19 protein-coding genes are annotated in these 17,953 nt (G+C 69.4%); 9 read left to right on the top strand and 10 right to left on the bottom strand.

All coding sequences use genetic code 11. The features are described from left to right. Positions 1–43 precede the first annotated feature (43 nt). Genes CACI_RS29860 through CACI_RS29850 form a run of 3 tightly spaced genes read right to left on the bottom strand, consistent with a single transcriptional unit; the run spans position 44 to position 4,040 of the window. Positions 44–823, bottom strand: a complete 780-nt coding sequence (locus tag CACI_RS29860; protein WP_015794613.1) for a 1-aminocyclopropane-1-carboxylate deaminase/D-cysteine desulfhydrase — start codon at positions 821–823, stop codon at positions 44–46. Further along, positions 820–3,048 carry an SF1B family DNA helicase RecD2 gene (gene recD2, locus CACI_RS29855; protein WP_015794612.1) on the bottom strand — a complete coding sequence of 743 codons (2,229 nt, stop codon included), beginning with the start codon at positions 3,046–3,048 and terminating at the stop codon, positions 820–822. The genes CACI_RS29860 and recD2 overlap by 4 nt, the downstream gene beginning before the upstream one ends. 32 nt (positions 3,049–3,080) lie before the next feature. Next, the gene (locus CACI_RS29850) at positions 3,081–4,040 is read right to left on the bottom strand and encodes an EamA family transporter (RefSeq protein WP_015794611.1); all 960 of its coding nucleotides are present in this window, start codon (positions 4,038–4,040) and stop codon (positions 3,081–3,083) included. Positions 4,041–4,113: 73 nt separating this feature from the next. Here CACI_RS29850 and CACI_RS29845 point away from each other — a divergent pair, with 73 nt between their 5' ends. Together CACI_RS29845 and CACI_RS29840 are read left to right on the top strand one after the other, a co-directional pair. Then, a complete protein-coding gene (locus CACI_RS29845; RefSeq protein WP_015794610.1) occupies positions 4,114–5,010 on the top strand; it encodes a LysR family transcriptional regulator in 897 nt (298 codons plus the stop codon). Next, positions 5,007–6,596 (top strand): cobyric acid synthase, encoded by a 1,590-nt coding sequence (locus tag CACI_RS29840; RefSeq protein ID WP_015794609.1) that lies wholly within the window; start codon positions 5,007–5,009, stop codon positions 6,594–6,596. Before CACI_RS29845 ends, CACI_RS29840 begins: the two co-directional genes overlap by 4 nt. A gap of 7 nt (positions 6,597–6,603) precedes the next feature. Here the strand turns inward: CACI_RS29840 and CACI_RS51535 are convergent, their stop codons facing one another. Both CACI_RS51535 and CACI_RS29835 read right to left on the bottom strand, forming a co-directional pair. After that, positions 6,604–6,915: a hypothetical protein gene (locus CACI_RS51535; RefSeq protein WP_190276650.1), complete on the bottom strand. Its 312-nt coding sequence runs from the start codon at positions 6,913–6,915 to the stop codon at positions 6,604–6,606. Between the two features lie 235 nt (positions 6,916–7,150). Further along, complete coding sequence (locus CACI_RS29835) at positions 7,151–8,110, bottom strand: ArsR/SmtB family transcription factor (RefSeq protein WP_015794608.1); 960 nt, start codon at positions 8,108–8,110, stop codon at positions 7,151–7,153. Between the two features lie 122 nt (positions 8,111–8,232). On the opposite strand from CACI_RS29835, the gene CACI_RS46215 reads away from it, so the two are divergent. Further along, entirely contained in the window at positions 8,233–8,787 is a 555-nt protein-coding gene (locus tag CACI_RS46215) for a hypothetical protein (RefSeq protein WP_015794607.1), read from the top strand. A gap of 33 nt (positions 8,788–8,820) precedes the next feature. Here CACI_RS46215 and CACI_RS29825 read toward each other — a convergent pair whose 3' ends face one another. The 4 genes from CACI_RS29825 to CACI_RS51530 all read right to left on the bottom strand — a co-directional run bounded on the left by CACI_RS29825 (position 8,821) and on the right by CACI_RS51530 (position 11,636). Then, positions 8,821–9,840, bottom strand: coding sequence for an acetamidase/formamidase family protein (locus CACI_RS29825; RefSeq protein ID WP_015794606.1), 1,020 nt, complete (start codon positions 9,838–9,840; stop codon positions 8,821–8,823). Between the two features lie 98 nt (positions 9,841–9,938). After that, positions 9,939–10,403, bottom strand: a complete 465-nt coding sequence (locus CACI_RS29820) for a MarR family winged helix-turn-helix transcriptional regulator (RefSeq protein WP_085953873.1) — start codon at positions 10,401–10,403, stop codon at positions 9,939–9,941. Positions 10,404–10,440: 37 nt separating this feature from the next. Next, the gene (locus tag CACI_RS29815; protein ID WP_015794604.1) at positions 10,441–10,782 is read right to left on the bottom strand and encodes a hypothetical protein; all 342 of its coding nucleotides are present in this window, start codon (positions 10,780–10,782) and stop codon (positions 10,441–10,443) included. 92 nt (positions 10,783–10,874) lie between these two features. Next, a complete protein-coding gene (locus CACI_RS51530) occupies positions 10,875–11,636 on the bottom strand; it encodes a hypothetical protein (RefSeq protein WP_015794603.1) in 762 nt (253 codons plus the stop codon). A gap of 97 nt (positions 11,637–11,733) precedes the next feature. Between CACI_RS51530 and CACI_RS29800 the strand changes: the two genes are divergently transcribed. From CACI_RS29800 to CACI_RS29780, 6 genes are all read left to right on the top strand, one after another. After that, entirely contained in the window at positions 11,734–12,519 is a 786-nt protein-coding gene (locus CACI_RS29800) for a DNA alkylation repair protein (protein ID WP_015794602.1), read from the top strand. 41 nt (positions 12,520–12,560) lie between these two features. Beyond that, positions 12,561–12,695, top strand: coding sequence for a hypothetical protein (locus tag CACI_RS53685; RefSeq protein ID WP_263053448.1), 135 nt, complete (start codon positions 12,561–12,563; stop codon positions 12,693–12,695). 112 nt (positions 12,696–12,807) lie between these two features. After that, a complete protein-coding gene (locus CACI_RS46210; RefSeq protein WP_015794600.1) occupies positions 12,808–13,554 on the top strand; it encodes a hypothetical protein in 747 nt (248 codons plus the stop codon). 25 nt (positions 13,555–13,579) lie between these two features. Continuing rightward, a complete protein-coding gene (locus CACI_RS29790) occupies positions 13,580–14,632 on the top strand; it encodes a winged helix DNA-binding domain-containing protein (protein ID WP_041540536.1) in 1,053 nt (350 codons plus the stop codon). Between the two features lie 229 nt (positions 14,633–14,861). After that, positions 14,862–15,443 (top strand): DUF4365 domain-containing protein, encoded by a 582-nt coding sequence (locus tag CACI_RS29785; protein ID WP_015794598.1) that lies wholly within the window; start codon positions 14,862–14,864, stop codon positions 15,441–15,443. Beyond that, positions 15,440–16,252, top strand: a complete 813-nt coding sequence (locus CACI_RS29780) for a hypothetical protein (protein WP_015794597.1) — start codon at positions 15,440–15,442, stop codon at positions 16,250–16,252. The genes CACI_RS29785 and CACI_RS29780 overlap by 4 nt, the downstream gene beginning before the upstream one ends. Positions 16,253–16,590: 338 nt before the next feature. Here CACI_RS29780 and CACI_RS29775 read toward each other — a convergent pair whose 3' ends face one another. After that, positions 16,591–17,943, bottom strand: coding sequence for an MFS transporter (locus CACI_RS29775; RefSeq protein ID WP_015794596.1), 1,353 nt, complete (start codon positions 17,941–17,943; stop codon positions 16,591–16,593). Between the last annotated feature and the right edge of the window lie 10 nt (positions 17,944–17,953).

Here is a 17,953-nt window from a genome sequence, read left to right as displayed (position 1 = left end):
AGTCGTGCCGGTGTGCCGCCGTGCCGCATCGGTGGGCGGGCTCTCAGCCGGTGGTGATGACGGCGACGATGCGGGTGGTGGGGGCGAAGGCGTTGGCTTCGATCATGTGGGTGATGCCGTAGAGCATTTTTGCGACGTAGATGCGGTCCACTTCGAAGCCGTGGGTGGTGCCGAAGGCTGCGGCGAAGGCTTCTAGGTGTGGGGGGATCTTTGCGTAGCCGCCGAAGTGGTAGTCGGTTTCGATGTGCCAGTTGGTGAGGGCGTGGCCGTAGGTTTGGCGTTGGAGGTCGGCGACTTCTTTTTTCAGGAAGTCGCCTTTGAGGGCTGCGAAGCCGATGGCTCGTTGGGTGGGGGAGAGGCCGGCGGAGATGCCGGCCAGGGTGCCGCCGGTGCCGACGGGGCAGCAGATGATGTCGAAGGGGTGGGGGATTTCGGCGGGGAGTTCTGCGCAGCCGCGGACTGCGGCGGGGTTTGAGCCGCCTTCGGGGATGAGGAAGAAGTCGCCGAAAGTGTTGTGCAGGGCGCGGCGGGTGGTGGGTGAGTTCTTTGTTCGGTAGGACTCGCGGTCCATGTAGGTCAGGTGCATGCCTTGGGATGCCGCGTAGGCGAGGGATTCGTTCAGGGGGAGGTGTTCCTCGCCGCGGATGACGCCGATTGTTGCGAAGCCTTCGGTGCGGCCGGCTGCGGCTACCGCGCGGATGTGGTTGGAGTAGGCGCCGCCGAAGGTGAGCAGGGTTGTGGCGCCGGCTTTGTGCGCCTCGGCGAGGTTGTACTTCAGTTTGCGGGGCTTGTTGTTGTCGAAGTGCAGGATGAGGTCTGTCATCGCAGGCGGTAGTCCAGGCCGGTGAAGCGTTTGCCTGCGGACATCGTGCGGATCGCTTGTGCCAGGGCGCGTTTCGAGCCGACCAGGACCACCAGCTTCTTCGCGCGCGTGACTGCCGTGTAGAGCAGGTTTCGTTGCAGCATCATCCAGGCGCTCATTGTCACGGGGACCACAACTACGGGGTATTCAGAGCCCTGCGATCGGTGCACTGTCATGGCGTAGGCGTGCTGTAGCTCGTCCAGCTCCGCGAACTCATACGTCACCTCTTCGTCCTCGTCGGTGTGTACCACCAGGGTCTGCTCCTCCAGGAGCATGGAGGTGATGACGCCGCCGGTGCCGTTGAAGACGCCGTTCTTTCCCTTGTCGTAGTTGTTGCGGATCTGCGTGACCTTGTCGCCGACGCGGAAGGTGCGGCCGCCGAAGCGCTTCTCGGGGCGCGAGGGCTGGGAGGGGGTCAGCGTTTCTTGCAGGAGCCCATTGAGGGTTCCGGCGCCGGCTGGGCCGCGGTGCATGGGAGTCAGAACCTGGATGTCGCGGCGGGGGTCGAAGCCGAAGCGTTTGGGGATGCGGGTCGTGGCCAGCTCGACGGCGACGCGTGCGGCGTCCTCGGTCTCGTCCTCGACGAACAGGAAGAAGTCGTCGAATCCCTTGAGCTCCAACGGTTTCCCCGAGTTGATCCGGTGCGCGTTCACCACGACGCCGGACTGTTGCGCCTGGCGGAAGACTTGCGTCAGGCGTACGCGGGGCACTCGGGGCGCGGCTAGGAGATCGCGCAGCACCTCGCCGGCGCCGACGGAGGGGAGCTGGTCCACGTCGCCGACCAGCAACAGGTGTGCGCCGGGGGCGACGGCCTTGACCAGTTTGTTCGCCAGCAGGACGTCCAGCATCGAGGCTTCGTCCACCACCACGAGGTCGGCCTCCAGCGGCCGGTCCCGGTCGTACGCGGCGTCCCCGCCTGGCTTGAGCTCCAGCAGGCGGTGCACGGTCATCGCCTCGGCGCCGGTCAGCTCGGTCAGGCGCTTGGCTGCCTTGCCGGTCGGGGCGGCCAGGACCACGCGCGCCCGCTTGGCCTGCGCCAACTCCACGATCGAGCGCACCGTGAACGACTTGCCGCAGCCCGGGCCGCCGGTCAGGACACTGACTTTCGCCGTCAGCGCCTGCTGCACCGCCGCGGTCTGCTCCGGCGCGAGGTCGGCGCCGGTGCGGTCCTTCAGCCAGCCCAGAGCCTTGTCCCAGTCGACCGTGGCGAACGAGGCGAGGCGGTCGTCCGGCGCCTCCAGCAGGCGCCGTAGCTGGGCGGCCAGCGAGGCTTCGGCGCGGTGGAAGGGAACGAGGTAGATGGCGCGAATCGGCTCGTCGGGGTCGTAGCCGTCGGGATCCGGGATGTCCTCGGCGACGACTCCCTCTGCCTCGATGAGTTCATCAAGGCAGTGGGAGGTGAGCTCGGTGGGGACCGTCAGGATTTTGACAGACTCCTCCAGGAGCTTCTCGCGTGGCAGATAGCAGTTACCAGCGTCAGAGCTCTGCGATAGCGCGTACTGGATGCCGGCCTTTACGCGCTCCGGCGAGTCGTGCGGGATGCCGACAGCCACCGCGATCGCGTCGGCGGTCTTGAAGCCGATGCCCCACACGTCCGAGGCGAGCTTGTAAGGCTCCTGTTTCACGACGTCGATCGAGGCGTCGCCGTACTCCTTGTAGATCCGCACCGAGATCGATGTGGTCACCCCGACCGACTGCAGGAAGACCATGACCTCTTTGATGGCCTTCTGCTCGATCCACGCTGCCGCGATGAGCTTGGTGCGCTTCGGTCCCAGGGTCGGGACCTCGATCAGGCGGGCCGGCGTCTCGTCGATGACCGTGAGTGTGTCCACGCCGAAGTGGCCGACGATCTTCTCGGCGGTCTTCGGGCCGATGCCCTTGATGAGTCCGGAGCCCAGGTACTTCTGGATGCCCGCGACGGTCGCCGGGAGGACCTGCGTGTAGTTGTCGACCATGAACTGCTTGCCGTACTGCGGATGCGAGCCCCAGCGGCCGCGCATCCGCAGCGATTCGCCGGGCTGCGCGCCGAGCAGCGCGCCGACCACTGTCAGCAGGTCGGCGGCGCCGTGGCCGGTGTCGACGCGCGCGACGGTGTAGCCGGTCTCCTCGTTGGCGAAGGTGATCCGCTCCAGCACGCCCTCGACGACCGACAGGGTGCCGTGGGGCTCGGTGGTCGGTGCGGCCAAGGGTCCTTCTCCCGGGTGCTGAGCCGTGCGCTCTAGGCAGCGGCGTGGGTGCTCTCCTCGACTGTAGCGGCGGCCACGGACGGATCCGGCACGATCCGGGGACGGCGGAACCGGCGCGCCGACGTGCCCCGCGCGCTCCGGCGCGGCCAGACGATCGCCACCAGCCCGCCGAGTACCACCAGCGAGCCGGCGATCTCCAGCGCGGTCATCCGCTCGCCGTTGGCGATCAGCGCCGCGAGGATGCCGACCGGCGGGACGCCGAGGGTGTACGGCGCGACCGCCGAAGCCGGGTACTTGGTGATCAGGACGACCCAGGCGCCCATGCCGACGAAGGTCGACAGCAGCACCACGTAGAGCAGGCCCACGACGGGACCGGCGTGCAGGTGCGCGAAGGCGTGGCCGATCCGGTGCGGGCCCTCGGACAGCAGCGAGGTGAGGAACAGCGGGGGAGCGGCGTACAGGCTCGCCCAGACCATCAGCGCGAAGCCGTTGGTGGCACCGGCCTTGCGGTTGCAGATCGAGCCCAGCGCCCAGGACGCCCCGGCGCCGACGGCCAGCAGCAGCGAGCTGAGCGGGACGTTTCCGCCCCGTCCGGCGCCGATGACGACTAGGCCGGCGACGGCGGCGGCGATCCCGGCCACCTGGCGCGGACCGGTCTTCTCACCGAGCAGGAGCGCGGCGGCTAGCACAGTGAACGGCGCCTGGCTCTGGAGCACCAGGGAGGCCAGGCCGTCGGGCATCCCGTGCGCCATGGCGGTGAACAGCAGGACGTACTGGCCGAAGAACATGAAGGCACTGATACCGGCGATCCAGTACCAGCGGACCTCCTTCGGGCGAGGGAAGAACAGGGCCGCCGTGCCGGTGAGGGCGAAGCGGAGGGCGGCGAGCAGGATCGGCGGGAAGCCCTCCAGGGCGTGGCCGATGGCGACGAAGTTCACGCCCCAGATCACGACGACCGCGAGCGCCAGGGCGATGTGGCGGGGATTGCGCATGAAAAAAGTGTGCGGGCGGGGTATCGTTCAGCACCAGCGAATGATTTTGCTTTGGATTGTTAAGGTGGGCTGAATGATTGATGTGCGGCAACTCCGGACGCTGCGTGCTCTGGCCGACCACGGCACGGTGTCGGCGGCGGCCGAGGCGTTGTACCTGACGCCGTCGGCCGTGTCGCAGCAGCTGGCCGTGCTCAGCAAGAGTACCGGCTGCGAACTGCTGGAACGCCGGGGACGCAACGTGGTCCTCACCGAGGCGGCGCGGGTGTTGGTGGGTCACGCCGACGCGGTCTTCGCGCAACTGGAGCGTGCGCAGTCTGAGTTGCGTGCCATCTCCCCGGCGCCGATGACGGTCCGGATCGCCGGCTTCCCGACCGCGGTGATGGCGGTCATCGCCCCGGCGATGAAGGCGCTGCGCGAGGCGCACGAGGAGTGGCGTTTCGAGATCGCCGACACCGAGAGCGAGGAGTCGGTCGCGCACCTCATCGACGGCACGGTCGACGTCGCCGTCGTGATGGCCGCGCCGAACCGCCCGCTGCTGGGCGATCCACGAATCAGGATCCTGCCTTTGCTGGAGGAGGTCTACGTCGCCGCCGTGCCCGCCGGCCACCGGCTCGCCGCCGCGGAGCGGATCGGGCTGGCGGATCTGGTCGAGGAGCCATTCGTGCTGGCCGCCGAAGGCTTGTCCTGCCACGACCAGGTGACCGCGATCTGCGCCGACGCCGGATTCCAGCCGCGCGGACGCTACCGCGCGACGGACTTCAGCGCCGCGTTGGCGTTGATCGCCAACGGTTTCGGCGTGACGCTGCTGCCGACGCTCGGGGTCCCGCCGCTGATGCCAGAGGGTGTCGTGCTGGTGCCGCTGAAGGAGGACTGGCCTCGGCGGGTGAGCCTCATCGCGGTGCGGACCGGGGCGGAGTATCCGGAGGTCGTCACGGCGCTCGCCGAGGCGGCGGCTAAGCTGGTCCGATGATCGACTCGCGCGGCGGGACGGGCTCGCTGCTCGTCGCCGGTACCACCTCCGATGCCGGAAAGAGCCTGATTACCGCAGGGATCTGCCGCTGGCTGGCCCGGCAGGGGGTGCGGGTGGCGCCGTTCAAGGCGCAGAACATGTCGAACAACTCGATGGTGGTCGGCGTCGCGGGGGCGGCGAACGCAGCGCATGGGGCGACCGGCGCGACACCGGGCGTCGGCGCGGAGATCGGGCGCGCGCAGGTGATGCAGGCGCAGGCCGCCGGGGTCGAGCCGGAAGTGGCGATGAATCCGGTGCTGCTCAAGCCCGGCAGCGATCGGACGAGCCAGGTCGTATTGCTCGGGCAGGTGTTCGCCGAGGCGTCGGCGACGTCGTACCAGGAGCTCAAACCGCGGCTGCGCGAGGCGGTGCTGGCGTCGTATCAGGACTTGAAGTCGCGTTTCGACGTGGTGATCTGCGAGGGCGCCGGGTCCCCGACCGAGATCAACCTGCGTGACGGCGACCTGGTCAACATGGGACTGGCCCAGCCGTTGGGGATGCCGGTGGTGGTGGTCGGCGACATCGACCGCGGCGGGGTGTTCGCGGCGTTCCACGGGACTGTGGCGCTGTTGGACGCGGCAGACCAGAAGCTCGTATCAGGGTTCATCATCAACAAGTTCCGTGGTGATCCATCGCTGCTGACGCCCGGGTTGCGGCAGATCGAGGACTTCACGGGGCGGCCGGTGTTTGGTGTGGTGCCGTGGTTGCCGGGGATTCGGCTGGACGCCGAGGACGCGCTGCCGATTGAGGCGTACGCGGCCGGCGCTCGGGATGGTGCGCTGGACGGCGGCGCGCGGTTGCGGGTCGCGGTGGTCCGTTTCCCACGCGTCTCGAACTTCACGGACGTGGACGCGCTGGCGATCGAGCCCGGCGTGGACGTCGAGTTCACGGCTTCGGCGGCGGCGGTGGAGTCGGCGGATCTGGTCGTGCTGCCGGGGACGAAGTCGACGGTCGCAGACCTGGCGTGGCTGCGCGAGCGCGGGCTGGAGCCGGCGTTGGCCAAGCGTGCGGCGGAGGGGCGGCCGATCCTGGGGATCTGCGGCGGGTATCAGATGCTCGGGACGGTGATCGAGGACGAGGTCGAGTCGCGACGCGGGACTGTCGCAGGGCTCGGGCTCCTGCCGGTGCGGACGGTGTTCGACCCTGTCAAGACCCTGACTCGCCCGACGGGCTTCGGGCTCGGCGAGCCGGTCGGAGGGTATGAGATCCACAACGGGCAGGTGCGGGTCGAGGGCGGGGAGAGCCTGTTCACCGACGCCTCGGGCGCGGCGCTGGAGGGCTGCCAGGACGGGGCGGTGTGGGGGACGATCTGGCACGGGGCGCTGGAGAGCGATGGTTTTCGGCGCGCTTACCTGGCTGAGGTGGCGCGGGTGTGCGGGCTGCGGTTCGAGCCGGATCCGGACGTGTCGTTCGCGGCGGAGAGGGAGAAGCAGCTCGATCGGCTGGGTGACGCGGTCGAGGAGTACGTCGACACCGAGCGGTTGTGGCGGCTGATCGAGGATGGCCCGACCGCAGGGCTGCCGCTGCTGCCGCCGGGCGCCGGCTGAGCTGGCGCTAGGGGACCAGAGCCAGAAGCCAGAACCAGAAACCAGAACCAACACCAGAACCAACACCAACACCAACACCAACACCAACACCAACACCAACACCAACACCAACACCAACACCAACACCAACACCAACACCAACACCAACACCAACACCAACACCAGAACCAGAACCAAGACCAGAACCAGAACCAAGACCAGAACCAGAACCAAGACCAGAACCAGAACCAGAGCCAGAACCAGAGCCAGAACCAGAACCAAGACCAGAGCCAGAGCCAGAGCCAGGACCAGAACCAGAGACCTGGCGCTCGGCAACCAAAACCAGAGACCTGGCGCTCGGCAACCAAAACCAGAGACCTGGCGCTCGGCAACCAAAACCAGAGACCTGGCGCTCGGCAACCAAAACCAGAGACCTGGCGCTCGGCAACCAAAACCAGAGACCTGGCGCTCGGCAACCAAAACCAGAGACCTGGCGCTCGGCAACCAAAACCAGAAGCCTGGCGCTCGGCAACCAAAACCAAAAGCTTGGCGCTCGGCTGCCATGCCAAAACGCGCTACCGCACTCCCGTGCGCAACAGCTCCGCCCCCAAAGCTGTGCACTCGTGCCACGCCGCTTTCCCCTCCCGCCGCGTCGCCACCAGGCCTGCCTCTCGTAGTGCGGTCGCGTGCTGGGATGCCGAGGCGGCGCTGATTCCGAGATCGTGGGCGAGTTTGCCTGTTGTCCGCTGCTCGGCCAGTGCCTCCAGGACTTGTGCGCGGGTGCGTCCCAGGAGGGTGCCCAGCGGGTCAGTGTCCTGTGGTTCGGGGAGGAGGGGGAGGGGCGTGAGGGCTGGGTAGACCAGCAGTTTTGAGCCGTCGGGGCTGGTGGCGATCAGGGGGAGGCCGCTCCACATCGCTGTGGGGTAGAGGGTCAGGCCGTGGCCGGCCAGGTGGCAGTCGATGTCCTTTTGCGGTGCCAGGTGCCAGGTGAGGCCGTCGAGTTTTGAGCCGGGCATTAGGGATTCCAGGGCTGCGCCGAGGCCGAGGCGTCCCCAGCGGGTGGTGCGCCAGGCGACCTCGGCGTGGAAGCCGGCGCGCAGGCGGCGCCAGGGCTCCGTCAGGATGCTGTCATACGCGGTGTGGACGGCCGTCAGGAGCTCGTGCCAGGCCTGCGGGTCTCGGGTGGCGATGCGCCGGGTCCAGGGCGTCAGAGGGCGTCCCAGGCCCGCGACGCGTGCCATCTCCCGGCGTATCTGGCTTCCCGGTGACGCCGCGACGCGTTCGAGGGCGTCCTCGACGTCGGGGACCAGCGGATCCAGGAACTGCGGTCCGCGTCCGCACGGCGGTATCAGGTCCAGCAGCGGACGTGCCCGCTGCGGCAGCTCGCGTGCGGCCTCCCGGCGCCAGCGGGTGAAGACGGGGTCGGCGGCGGGGCGGTGCAGGGACGCGAGCGCCAAGGCCAGCTCCAGCAACGGCGCCGGTTCCTCGGCGAAGCGGACGTGCAGCAGGTCGTCGGGCGTGAAGTGGATCCGCATCTGGTCCTCACGTTTCAGCGTGGGCTGAAGCGATCGCCTCGGGGGGTGAGGCATTCCAGAGTGAAGACGCGTCGCGCGCCTTATCAGGACGCGGATTCGGACGACACGAAGGGATAACCATCATGCGCAAGCAGATCATCGGGCTGGCGGTCTCGGCCGGGGTGCTGGTCACGGCTTTTCCGGCGGCGGCTTCGGCATCGACTCCGGCATTGGCATTGGCAACGACATCATCGACCCCCGCCGACTCCACCGGCGGCTGGACGCCCGTGACGTACCAGCCCCGGGATCAGGCGGTGGGCACGGTCTGCTCCTTCGAGCTGAAGACCGACTTCCTCACCCAAGGCGTCGAGCAGCGGATCTCCGCGACCTATCCCGACGGCAGCCCGCTGCGGACCGACTTCCGAGGGCCGCTGGTCGCGCGGTTCACCAATGCGGCGACCGGTGCGTCGGTCGACGAGGACCTCAGCGGTGCCGGCACGCTCGTCAACCTCCCGGATGGGTCGAGCCTGTGGAACGTGCCGGACAACATCGGGGTCACCATCCACCCCGGCGACCCCTACCACGCGCAGGGCGAATACGTGTTCAGCGGCGGCGCGGTGATCTCGATCTCGGCGACGAAGCAGGTCAGGGTTCTGTATCAGACCAAGGTGACCGACGTGTGCGCAGCGTTGTCGTGATCGCCCCGATGCGTGTCAGCTGGAACAGCCGGATCACCCCGCCAGATAAGCCGCCGCCCGCGACCGCAGCGTCTCGTGCACGCCGTACGCCGACGTGCCCGAAGGCAGGAAAGCCTTGCGCATCTTGGCGACCGACGTGTAGTTCGTGTCGCACACGTTCGCCAGCGGCGACTCCACCCCCTGCGTCACCAGCTGGTAGGCGTCCAGCTCGCTGAGCCCGTAGTCGCGCGCGACCCACTGCACCAGGTCGAGCTGGGCGATCCGGAAGGCGTCCTCCAGCGGTCGCGCGGAGCCGGCGGTCATGATGTGGGTGTCGGACTCCAGGCGCGGCCAGGGGGTGGGGACGCCCTTGATCAGCTCGATGGTGATCACCGAGTTCATCGCCGTCTCGACCGCCACTCCGCAGGTCTCGCCCTCGCCCTGGCGGGCGTGGCCGTCGCCGAGGCTGAACAGTGCGCCCTCGACGTTCACGCCGAGGTAGCAGGTCACGCCGGCGCGCATCTCGGGGGTGTCCATGTTGCCGCCGTGGGCGTCGGGGACCAGGGCTGAGCGGACCTCGAGGTTGGCCGGGGCGACGCCGACGGTCCCGTGCATCGGGTCCATCGGGAGCTCGACCTCGATGTCGCTGTCGTGGGCGCGGAACAGGCAGGTCCGGCGCTCGCGGTCCAGCTGCCAGATCCAGACCCGCTCCGGCAGCGGCGGCTGGAGCGTGGCGGTGGTGTGGGTGGAGGTCAGCGCGCCGAACAGCGGCACGGTGGTCGAGGCGGCCCAGTCCCGGGCCGGCTCGATGGAGACGAAGTGCACGGCCAGCGTGTCGCCGGGTTCGGCGCCCTCGACGTAGAAGGGTCCGGTCTGCGGGTTCAGGAACGGGAACTCGCAGACCTCGGTGACCAGGTCCTTCTCGGAGCGGACCCGGCCGGCGAAGCAGTCCTCGGTGAACAGCTCCAGGGTGTCGCCGGGCTTCACCCGGGCCAGCGGCGGGGCGCCGCCGAAGGTCCAGACGTAGTCGCCTTCGGAGGGGGTGAACGTCAGGACCGGGAGCGAGTTCGCCATGACTAGCACTGTAGTCAGGCGGACCTGCTCCCGGGGACATCTGTCAGGAGGCGGAGCCGAGTTCTTCGGCCAGCGCGTCCGCCTGCCGGTCCTCGACCTCAGTAGCGCGCGGCGAGGCTGTTGACCAGCTTCTGCGCCACCGGAAGGGCTTGCTCGGCGGCGCGTTGCAGCGTCGCCCGCTCCTCGGCGGTCAGCGTCTCGAGCACCTTGTCCAGGTGTGCCAGGCGTGTGTTCCACCGGGTGCGCAGCGTCTCCTCGCCGGCGGCGGTGAGCTCCACGAGCACCACGCGGCCGTCGGTGGGGTCGGCGACCCTGACCACCAGTCCGGCGTCCTCCAGGCGGCGCAGCAGCTGCGTCATCGACGGCTGGGTCACGCCTTGGGAGACGGCCAGCGAGGTGATGCGCTGCGGACCGCGCCGTCGCAGGGAGCTGAGGGTGGCCGCGGCGGTGAGGCTGAGCCCGTCCGGAGCCGGCACATGCCGCATCATCAGCACCGTGACGGTCTCGAAGAGTTCGCCCACCGCGGCCGGGTTCTGGTCCACGCCCATGATTGTGCCGTCCATCTATATAGTTTGCCTATGTAACCCGGCTCACCGCCGCTCACTCCCAGGGCGCGCCCTTGTCCAGCAGCGTGCGGCCGAACTCGGCCATCTTCGTCGCGTACTCCTCGGTCCACCCGGTCAGCAGCGCCAGGTCCGCGACCGGCATGCGGTCGAAGCGCCGCGGATCGGTGAGCCGCGCCGCCGCCACCGCCTGGTAGTGCTCGGCGCGCCCGGCCGAGGCGCGGAAGGCGTCGGCCAACTCGGTGCTGCGCGAGAGCAGCTGCAGCGGGTCCTCTATGGAGTCCAGGCCGAAGAACGACTCGGTGTCGATCGGCACCGGCGCCGCGGGTTCGCCGATCAGGTGCAGAGGCCGCTTCTTGGGCTCGGGCTTGGAGGGCATGCCTTGATCGTAGGGCGTGGCGCCAGAGGGTGCCCGGGTCGACCTGCGCTGGGTGACTCGTACGGGTGGGTGTCGTCCACGGCGTCGCGGCGCTAGTGCTTCTGGAAGTCTGCGGCGCGCTTGGCGGCGGCTTGGGACGCCGACAGCGTCAGCGGGTCGTTGGTGTGTCCGTCGACGCGGGTCTGCGCGATGAGCACGACCAGGTTGCCCTGCTGCATGAGGACGACGTTCATCTCCATCGAGGCGATGCCGAACGTCGCGGAGGTGTGCCAGGCGTGCGAGGCGTCACCGACCTTCGGCAGGCTCAGCGGGGTGGCGTGCAGGGTGACCGACAGGCCTTCCTCGGTGACCTTCACCGCGCCGCAGGAGTTCAGGGCGCTCGCCGCCTTGGCCACCAGGCTCGCTGCGGTCTCGCCCTTGGGCTCGATGATCGCTTCGTCCACGTAGTCGTCCAGGGCGCCCTTGGTCCACTCGGCCTGCGCCTGGTCGCCGATGTTCGACTGCTGAAGTACTTCCAGGCCCGCGCAGCCCTTGATGAGCGAGGGGAGATTGCGCTGCGTGAGGCCTTCGGAGCGGAAGCCTTCTGGGAGGTCCGACAACTGGATCAGGGCTGGCGCCAGGCGAGCGCTGGAGGTGGAGGGCGCGGTGGAGGCGCTCGGGGGGCTCGCGGTGGGCGATGCGGGCGCCGTGGGGGTCGTCGGGGGCGCGGGGGTCGTCGGCGCCGTGCTCGCGGTCGCCGCGTTGGCAGCAGCTTGCGCCTTGGCGGAGGACCCCTTCGAGCCGCCGCATCCGGCCACCATCGCGAGCGCCGCCGCGGCCGCCGCGGTCGTGCCGAGCAGCGTCCTGATGCGCATGGTCGTCCCTCCTGACGGTGAACACTGATCGTCCATCCTGCCCGAACGGCGCAGTGGATGCCGCCGGATCGGGTCGGGCGATCGTTAGGCTCACCGCGTGACAGATGCGACGACCACCCCGATCCCCGCCCTCGTGTCCGGGCTCGACCGCGACCTGGACGGCCTCGGCACCGCGGCCCGCGCCACCTACGACCAGCAGTACCACAAGAGTGAGTTCGCTCACATGGGCGTCCCGGTGCCGGACCTCCGCAAGCTGGTGAAGGACATGTACAAGGAGATCGGCGGCCGGCGCGCGACCCACGACGACGTCACCGGCCTGGCCGCGGCGCTGTGGGACACCGACATCTACGAGCGCAGGCTCGCGGCGGTCTTCGTGCTGGCGCAGGGCGTTCGCCTGCTCACCGCGGCGGACCTGCAGGACCTGACCCTGATGCTCCGCGACGCGCCGATGTGGTCGCTGGTCGATCCGCTCAGCGGCGACGTCGCGGGCAAGATCGTGCTGCGCGACCGCGAGGGCACCTCCCGCACCCTGGACCTGTGGGCCGGCGACGGCGACTTCTGGCTGCGCCGCGCCTCCCTGCTCGCCCTCATCCCGGCGATCCGCGAGGGCAAGCCGGACCTGGTCCGCTTCACCCGCTACGCCGACCCGATGGTCGAGGAGCGCGAGTTCTTCATCCGCAAGGCGATCGGCTGGGTGCTGCGCGAGATCGCGTACAAGGACCCGACCTGGGTCGCCGCCTGGGTCACGACGCGGCTGGACCGGCTGGCGGGGGTGACGTTCCGCGAGGCCGTGCGCCGGCTGCCCGAGGACGCCTCGGTGCGGCTGACGGCGGAGTACAAGGCGGCTGGGGGAGGGCGGAGCAGGGCGCGGGTCGCGGTTTGAGGGCGCTGGAGGCGGCGACCTGCGCGCGGTGGTGGCGGTAGTTGAGCCCGCTCGGGCGGCGGCTTAGCGTGCTGATGGCGATGGCGATGGCGATGGCGATGGCGATGGCGATGGCGATGGCGATGGCGATGGCGATGGCGATGGCGATGGCGGCGCAGAGATCAGCGATGGCGTGAGCGGGGAGCCGCTGCGGGCGGCGGCTCGATCTGTGCCGCGGCGCTCACCCTTACGGTTGATCAAGTCGTGTCCCTGCCGGGTCTTATGCCGCCGCGCTATGAGACTGCGGGCATGACATCGTCCCTGAGCCGACGCCGGCTCCTCAGCTCTGCCGTCGCGGTGGCGGGGGTCGGCTTGTTCGGCGCCGCCGCGCGGGCGCGCGCCGCGTCGCTGCCCGACGTCGGGCAGACCTTCGACCTGAGCCTCAACGTCTTCGGCGCGACCATGATGGTGAACCTTCCGCCGCCGTTGCCGACGCTGAACTTCCTTGGTTCGCGCACCCTCAAGATCACCAGTGTCGGCGACGGGCAGGTCGGCTACCAGACCCTGGCCTTCACGCTGCAGGCGTCCCATCCGCTGTTCGGCGCGATCACGCTGGCTCTCCCGGAGGAGGGCGACGCCGGCTCCGGAACCCTGCAGATGCCGAACGGCGACGTCCTCGACACCTGGCATCAGCCGATGACCATGACGCTCGAGAGATGCGCCGACTGCTCGGGCCCGTTCCGCTTCGACACGGTCGCGGCCGCACGCTGGCAGGGCTCCATGCCCGCCTTTCCGCCTCCCGCGCAGGGCACCGGTGCCGACGGGTCGCCGACCGGCGGCGTGCTGTATCAGAACCAGGAGCCGATCGGCTTCGGGCTGCCCGGCTCAGCAGCCGGAACACAAGCCCGGGCCTGGAAAGGGGGCAACCAGCCCAACCCGGACTGCCCCGGCTGCACGCTCTCGAACCCCTTGCCCGGACAGGTGACCGGCGGAGGCGCCGACCAGTACGTCCAGCTCCAGGGCATGAACGCCAACCAAGGACTTTTGACATCCTGAACGGCACCGGGGCTATCTTCGGGCCATGCGGAGCTTGAGTGCGGACCAGATGCGGTGGCTGCGGGTGCGCGCGCAGGGCCTGGCAGGCGACGCGGACGCCGCGCGCCGCACCGTGCCCGACGCCGTCCGCGCCGCCGCTGCGGTCCAGGCGCAGGCGGCCGGTCCGGCCCGTCTCCAGATCTGGTCGCGGACGCACGGCTTGCGCGCCGCCGACGTCGACACCGCCGTCGCCGAGGCGGCGGTCGTCCGCACCTGGCTCATGCGCGGCACGATCCACCTGGTCGCCGCCGACGACCTGCGGCCGTTCCTAGCGGTGGTCGGTCCTGTGAACCTGCGTGCCGATCGGCGCAGGCGCGAGCAGCTCGGGCTCACCGACGAGCTGTGCGCCCGCGCCATGGACGCGCTGCCGAAGATCCTTGCCGGTGACAGGGCTCTGACGCGCGCCGAGATCGTCGCCGAGCTCGCCGGACACGGGATCGCCGTCGAGCTCAAGAGCCAGCAGCCGCCGCATCTGCTTGCCTTCGCGGCGAACAGCGCGCTGATCTGCCGCGGTCCGGATGCCGCACGCGATGAGCCGACCTATGTGCTGCTCGACAGGTGGCTGAAGTCTGAAACGGAGTCCCCCGACCGCGACACCGCCCTGACCCGCCTCGCCACCCGCTACTTCGCCGCCTACGCCCCCGCGACCACCGCCGACTTCGCCGCATGGTCCGGCCTGTCCGCCGCCGACGCCAAGGCAGCGGTCGCCCTCGTCCGCGACACCCTTGAGGAAGCCGACCACGACGGCCTCCGCCTGCTCCTGCCGCGCGGTATCGAGCCCGCGCCGCCGGAGCGCCCGCAGCGCCTCCTGGCGCGCTTCGACCCCTACCTGCTGGGGCACCGCTCCCGCGACCTGATCCTGGACCCCGCCTTCGCCAAGCGCGTCAACGCCGGCGGCGGGATGATCGCGGCGACCATGCTCGACGCCGGACGGGTCGTCGGGACCTGGAAGCAGGGTTCGCTGGAGCCGTTCGAAGCGCTGCCGGGCGCCGCCGCGAAGGCGTGGCAGCCGGACCTGGATGCCGCCGCAGCGTTCTGAGCACGCTGGTATCCCTCAAGAGGAGTAATACCGGAACATATCGGGCATCTGCTATCTGGCGGACATTACCTGTCGGAGCTTGTCGGACCCGCTCGATCATCCCGCTCACGCGGATCACCGGAGATGTTCACCCGGAGTCAACGCTAAGTGACCTGTCGATGACGGATAGTCCAGGTTACTCTTGTATCAGGACCCGACAACCCTGATGAGAGTGCGTATAAGGGAAACCATGACGGGGACGATCGATCAAGGGTTCCAGGCCAACGAGAACAAGACCGGGGGTGCCGGACGCCCCCTGACCCTCGGCGATTCCGGACACCAGGGCGACTTCGGTGAGACGTTCATCAGAGCCCTGGCCGCCGCGGCCAACCTCGACGCCCTGCGCTCCGACCGCGACCGGGTCGGGGTGGATTGGACGCTGCGCTATCCCGCGGTGAACGGCCGCCGCGGGTTCCCCCTCATAGACGCTCAGGTGAAGTCCTGGTCCGACCCGCGCGGAAACGACGTCGCCTGGCGCTACCCGCTGGAGGTGAAGAACTTCAACTGGCTCGCCGGCCGCGACTACCTGGTGCCCCGCTTCCTGTTCCTGGTCGTCGTCCCGCGCGCTTCGGCGGCGTGGACCGACATCACCCCGGACCGGCTAATCCTTCGGCACGCGGCGTATTGGGCGTGTTTCCACGACGCGCTCCCGTTGCCCGGAAGAAACAGGTCATCCACGTATACAGTGCGCGTCCCCCGTGCCAATCTGCTAGATATCAGGGCCCTCCACGGGCTGTTCGGCGACGAGTTCCGGGAGATGCTCGCGCGATGACCGCCCCGACTTCCGCCACCGGCCGGGCCGCCAGGCTCCGGCCGGATGACGTACTCCGCTATCTGGCAGCGACGGGCTGGCGCAGAGGCCGCGACTACGGCCGCGGCCAGATCTGGGAGCTGGACCCGCCGCCGGGGGTCGCCAACCCGCACCCGTACGAGGTGCTGGTGCCGCTGGACCAGCGGCTGCGCGACTACCCGCTGCGCATGACCGACCTGTTGGAAACCGTCGCGAGCGCCGAGCAGCGCGACGCGGACTCGGTGCTCGGCGACCTGGACCTGAAGTGGGCGGACGTGCTGTACGTGCGCCTCAACGAGTTCTCCCTGGCCGATCTGGCACCGGCGATGACCGGTCTGCGCGATCTGGCGCTGGCTGCGGCGCGCGCCGTGGACGCCAAACACGCCTGGGACTTCGTGCGCGGGGCGGAGGTCGGGTACTCGCGGACCGGCGTGCCGGTGCTCACGGTGCGCACCGTCCTCACTCCGGACGTGGGGGAGCCGGTGGAGCGCAAGGTGACGCGGACGATGTACGAGGGCGTCCTGGGCGCGTTCCGGGCCGCCATAGGGGACAACGAGTCACAGGCGTACTTCCCCATAGTGAACGGCTACCGCGCGACCCGCCCCACGCTCGCCAAGGAGGTGTGCGCGGCGCTGGCGCGGATGGGGGGACGCAAACGCTCCGGCTATGAGCTGCGCTTCACCTGGTCCCCGGACGTGCCGTTCAAGGGCGACCAAGCGGTCTTCGAGTTCACTCCGCGCGTGCTTGGGGAGGTGGCACGAGCGGCCAAGGAGCTGCGCGACCTATCGTGATCTGTATGTCCTCCATCCGCGGCGCCTATGAAGAGTTCGGGGCGGAGGAGTACTACAAGCGGTTCGGCTCTGAGTACCGGAACCCTCATGAGGACGCAGTACGTGCCGTCATCCGTGACAGCGTGGAGCGGAACTCCCTAGAGCTGGGTCACGTACTGGACCTGGCCTGTGGCAGCGGCGAGGCGACGCGTGCGCTGTTGGCGATGGGTGCAGATCCAGGACGGATCGACGGAGTGGATCCCTATACGGCCGCCGCATATAGCGCCGCTATAGGGATCCCCGCAGAAGAGTTGAGCTTCGAGGACGTGGCCGCCGGCGCCTTGGCCGGCCGCCACTACTCACTGACTGTGTGCAGCTTCGCGCTCCACCTGGCCGACCTCTCGCGGCTGCCGCTTCTGGCGTGGCAGCTGGCGCAGGTCTCCGACGCGCTGCTGATCGTCACCCCGCACAAGCGGCCCGATCTGCGGCCCGAGTGGGGATGGGAACTTGTCGACGAGTTCGTCCGGGACCGCGTGCGGGCTCGGACGTACCGACACGGCGAGGGTGAGCAGGCAGACGATCAATAGTCCGGCGAACGCATAGCGCGATCCGCGTCCGCTGCTGTGGTTCGCGAGCGCTATAGCGGACGTCACTAGGTACACGCCGCCAGAGGTCCCCAGGCTGCGCGCGGTGTTCAGCAGCCCACTGACGACCCCCGACTCCTTCTGCGCGACCGCCGCCATCACCTGTGCGTTGTTCGCCGGGGCGTAGGCGCCCAGGCCCAGGCCCAGGACGCCGAGCAGCGGGACCAGGACCACCGGCTCGAAGGGCAGCACCAGCAGTCCGGCCAGAGCGGCGACGGCCAGGCCCAGCCCGACGCCGGCCCGGCACTTCAGGAACGACGCGCCGAGGGCGAACCCGACCGGCAGCGTGGTCAGCACCAGCCCGGAGGACAGCGCGCCGGCGCCGCGCGCGGCCATGATGACCGGCACCAGCACCAGCGGCCCGAACAGGACCAGGTAGCCGCCGGCCGCGCCGAGCAGACCCCAGCGCACGGCGTGCAGCCTCAGCGGCGCCAGGTCGGGCTTGATACCCGGGTTGCGCTCGCGGGTGCACGGGAGCAGGAAGACGCCGCCGACCAGGGCCACCACCCCGACCGGGACGTTCACCCCGAAGATCCAGCGCCAGCCGAGGGTGTCCACCAGCAGGCCGCCGACCGCCGGACCCAGTCCGAGGCCGAGCGCCTGCGCCGCGGCCTGGATGCCCAGGGCCTGGCGCAGCTTCTCGCGCGGGGCGGCGTTGGAGATCAGCGCGATGCTGTTGGCCTGGAGCATCGCCGCGCCGAGCGCCTGGACGACGCGGAAGGCGATGAGGGCGTCCAGGCTGGGCGCCAGCGCGCAGGCGGCCGAGGCGGCGGTGAACACGCCGAAGCCGTAGACGTAGAAGAGCTTGCGGCCGAACGCGTCCGACAGGCGTCCGGTCGGGACCAGCAGGACGGTGAGCGTCAGCAGGTAGGACAGGGAGACCCAGGAGACCGCCGCCAGCGAGGCATGGAAGCCGGTGCGCAGGGCCGGGTAGGCGAGCGTGGTGATCGAGGCGTCGAGCTGGCCCATGAAGGCGCCGAAGCAGACCGTCAGGATCGCCAGCCGCCAGGCCGAGGGGAGGTCGCGTATGCGGTCCGGTCGCGGTCGCTCGCGAAGGAGGACGTTCACGGATTCCAGC

Source organism: Catenulispora acidiphila DSM 44928 (genome assembly GCF_000024025.1).
Lineage (GTDB): Bacteria > Actinomycetota > Actinomycetes > Streptomycetales > Catenulisporaceae > Catenulispora > Catenulispora acidiphila.
Note: the sequence above shows the minus strand (reverse complement) of the source record. Positions and strands in the feature narration are given on the sequence as shown.

What these genes read in the sequence shown, in the direction of transcription:
- CACI_RS29845 (WP_015794610.1), top strand. Translation starts at nt 4,114, where the DNA reads ATGATTGATGTGCGGCAACTCCGGACGCTGCGTGCTCTGGCCGACCAC.
- CACI_RS29820 (WP_085953873.1), bottom strand. Translation starts at nt 10,403, where the DNA reads ATGGACGGCACAATCATGGGCGTGGACCAGAACCCGGCCGCGGTGGGC.
- CACI_RS29790 (WP_041540536.1), top strand. Translation starts at nt 13,580, where the DNA reads ATGCGGAGCTTGAGTGCGGACCAGATGCGGTGGCTGCGGGTGCGCGCG.
- CACI_RS46210 (WP_015794600.1), top strand. Translation starts at nt 12,808, where the DNA reads ATGACATCGTCCCTGAGCCGACGCCGGCTCCTCAGCTCTGCCGTCGCG.
- CACI_RS29835 (WP_015794608.1), bottom strand. Translation starts at nt 8,110, where the DNA reads ATGCGGATCCACTTCACGCCCGACGACCTGCTGCACGTCCGCTTCGCC.
- CACI_RS29840 (WP_015794609.1), top strand. Translation starts at nt 5,007, where the DNA reads ATGATCGACTCGCGCGGCGGGACGGGCTCGCTGCTCGTCGCCGGTACC.
- CACI_RS51530 (WP_015794603.1), bottom strand. Translation starts at nt 11,636, where the DNA reads ATGCGCATCAGGACGCTGCTCGGCACGACCGCGGCGGCCGCGGCGGCG.
- CACI_RS29860 (WP_015794613.1), bottom strand. Translation starts at nt 823, where the DNA reads ATGACAGACCTCATCCTGCACTTCGACAACAACAAGCCCCGCAAACTG.
- CACI_RS29825 (WP_015794606.1), bottom strand. Translation starts at nt 9,840, where the DNA reads ATGGCGAACTCGCTCCCGGTCCTGACGTTCACCCCCTCCGAAGGCGAC.
- CACI_RS46215 (WP_015794607.1), top strand. Translation starts at nt 8,233, where the DNA reads ATGCGCAAGCAGATCATCGGGCTGGCGGTCTCGGCCGGGGTGCTGGTC.
- CACI_RS29785 (WP_015794598.1), top strand. Translation starts at nt 14,862, where the DNA reads ATGACGGGGACGATCGATCAAGGGTTCCAGGCCAACGAGAACAAGACC.
- CACI_RS29850 (WP_015794611.1), bottom strand. Translation starts at nt 4,040, where the DNA reads ATGCGCAATCCCCGCCACATCGCCCTGGCGCTCGCGGTCGTCGTGATC.
- CACI_RS29780 (WP_015794597.1), top strand. Translation starts at nt 15,440, where the DNA reads ATGACCGCCCCGACTTCCGCCACCGGCCGGGCCGCCAGGCTCCGGCCG.
- CACI_RS29815 (WP_015794604.1), bottom strand. Translation starts at nt 10,782, where the DNA reads ATGCCCTCCAAGCCCGAGCCCAAGAAGCGGCCTCTGCACCTGATCGGC.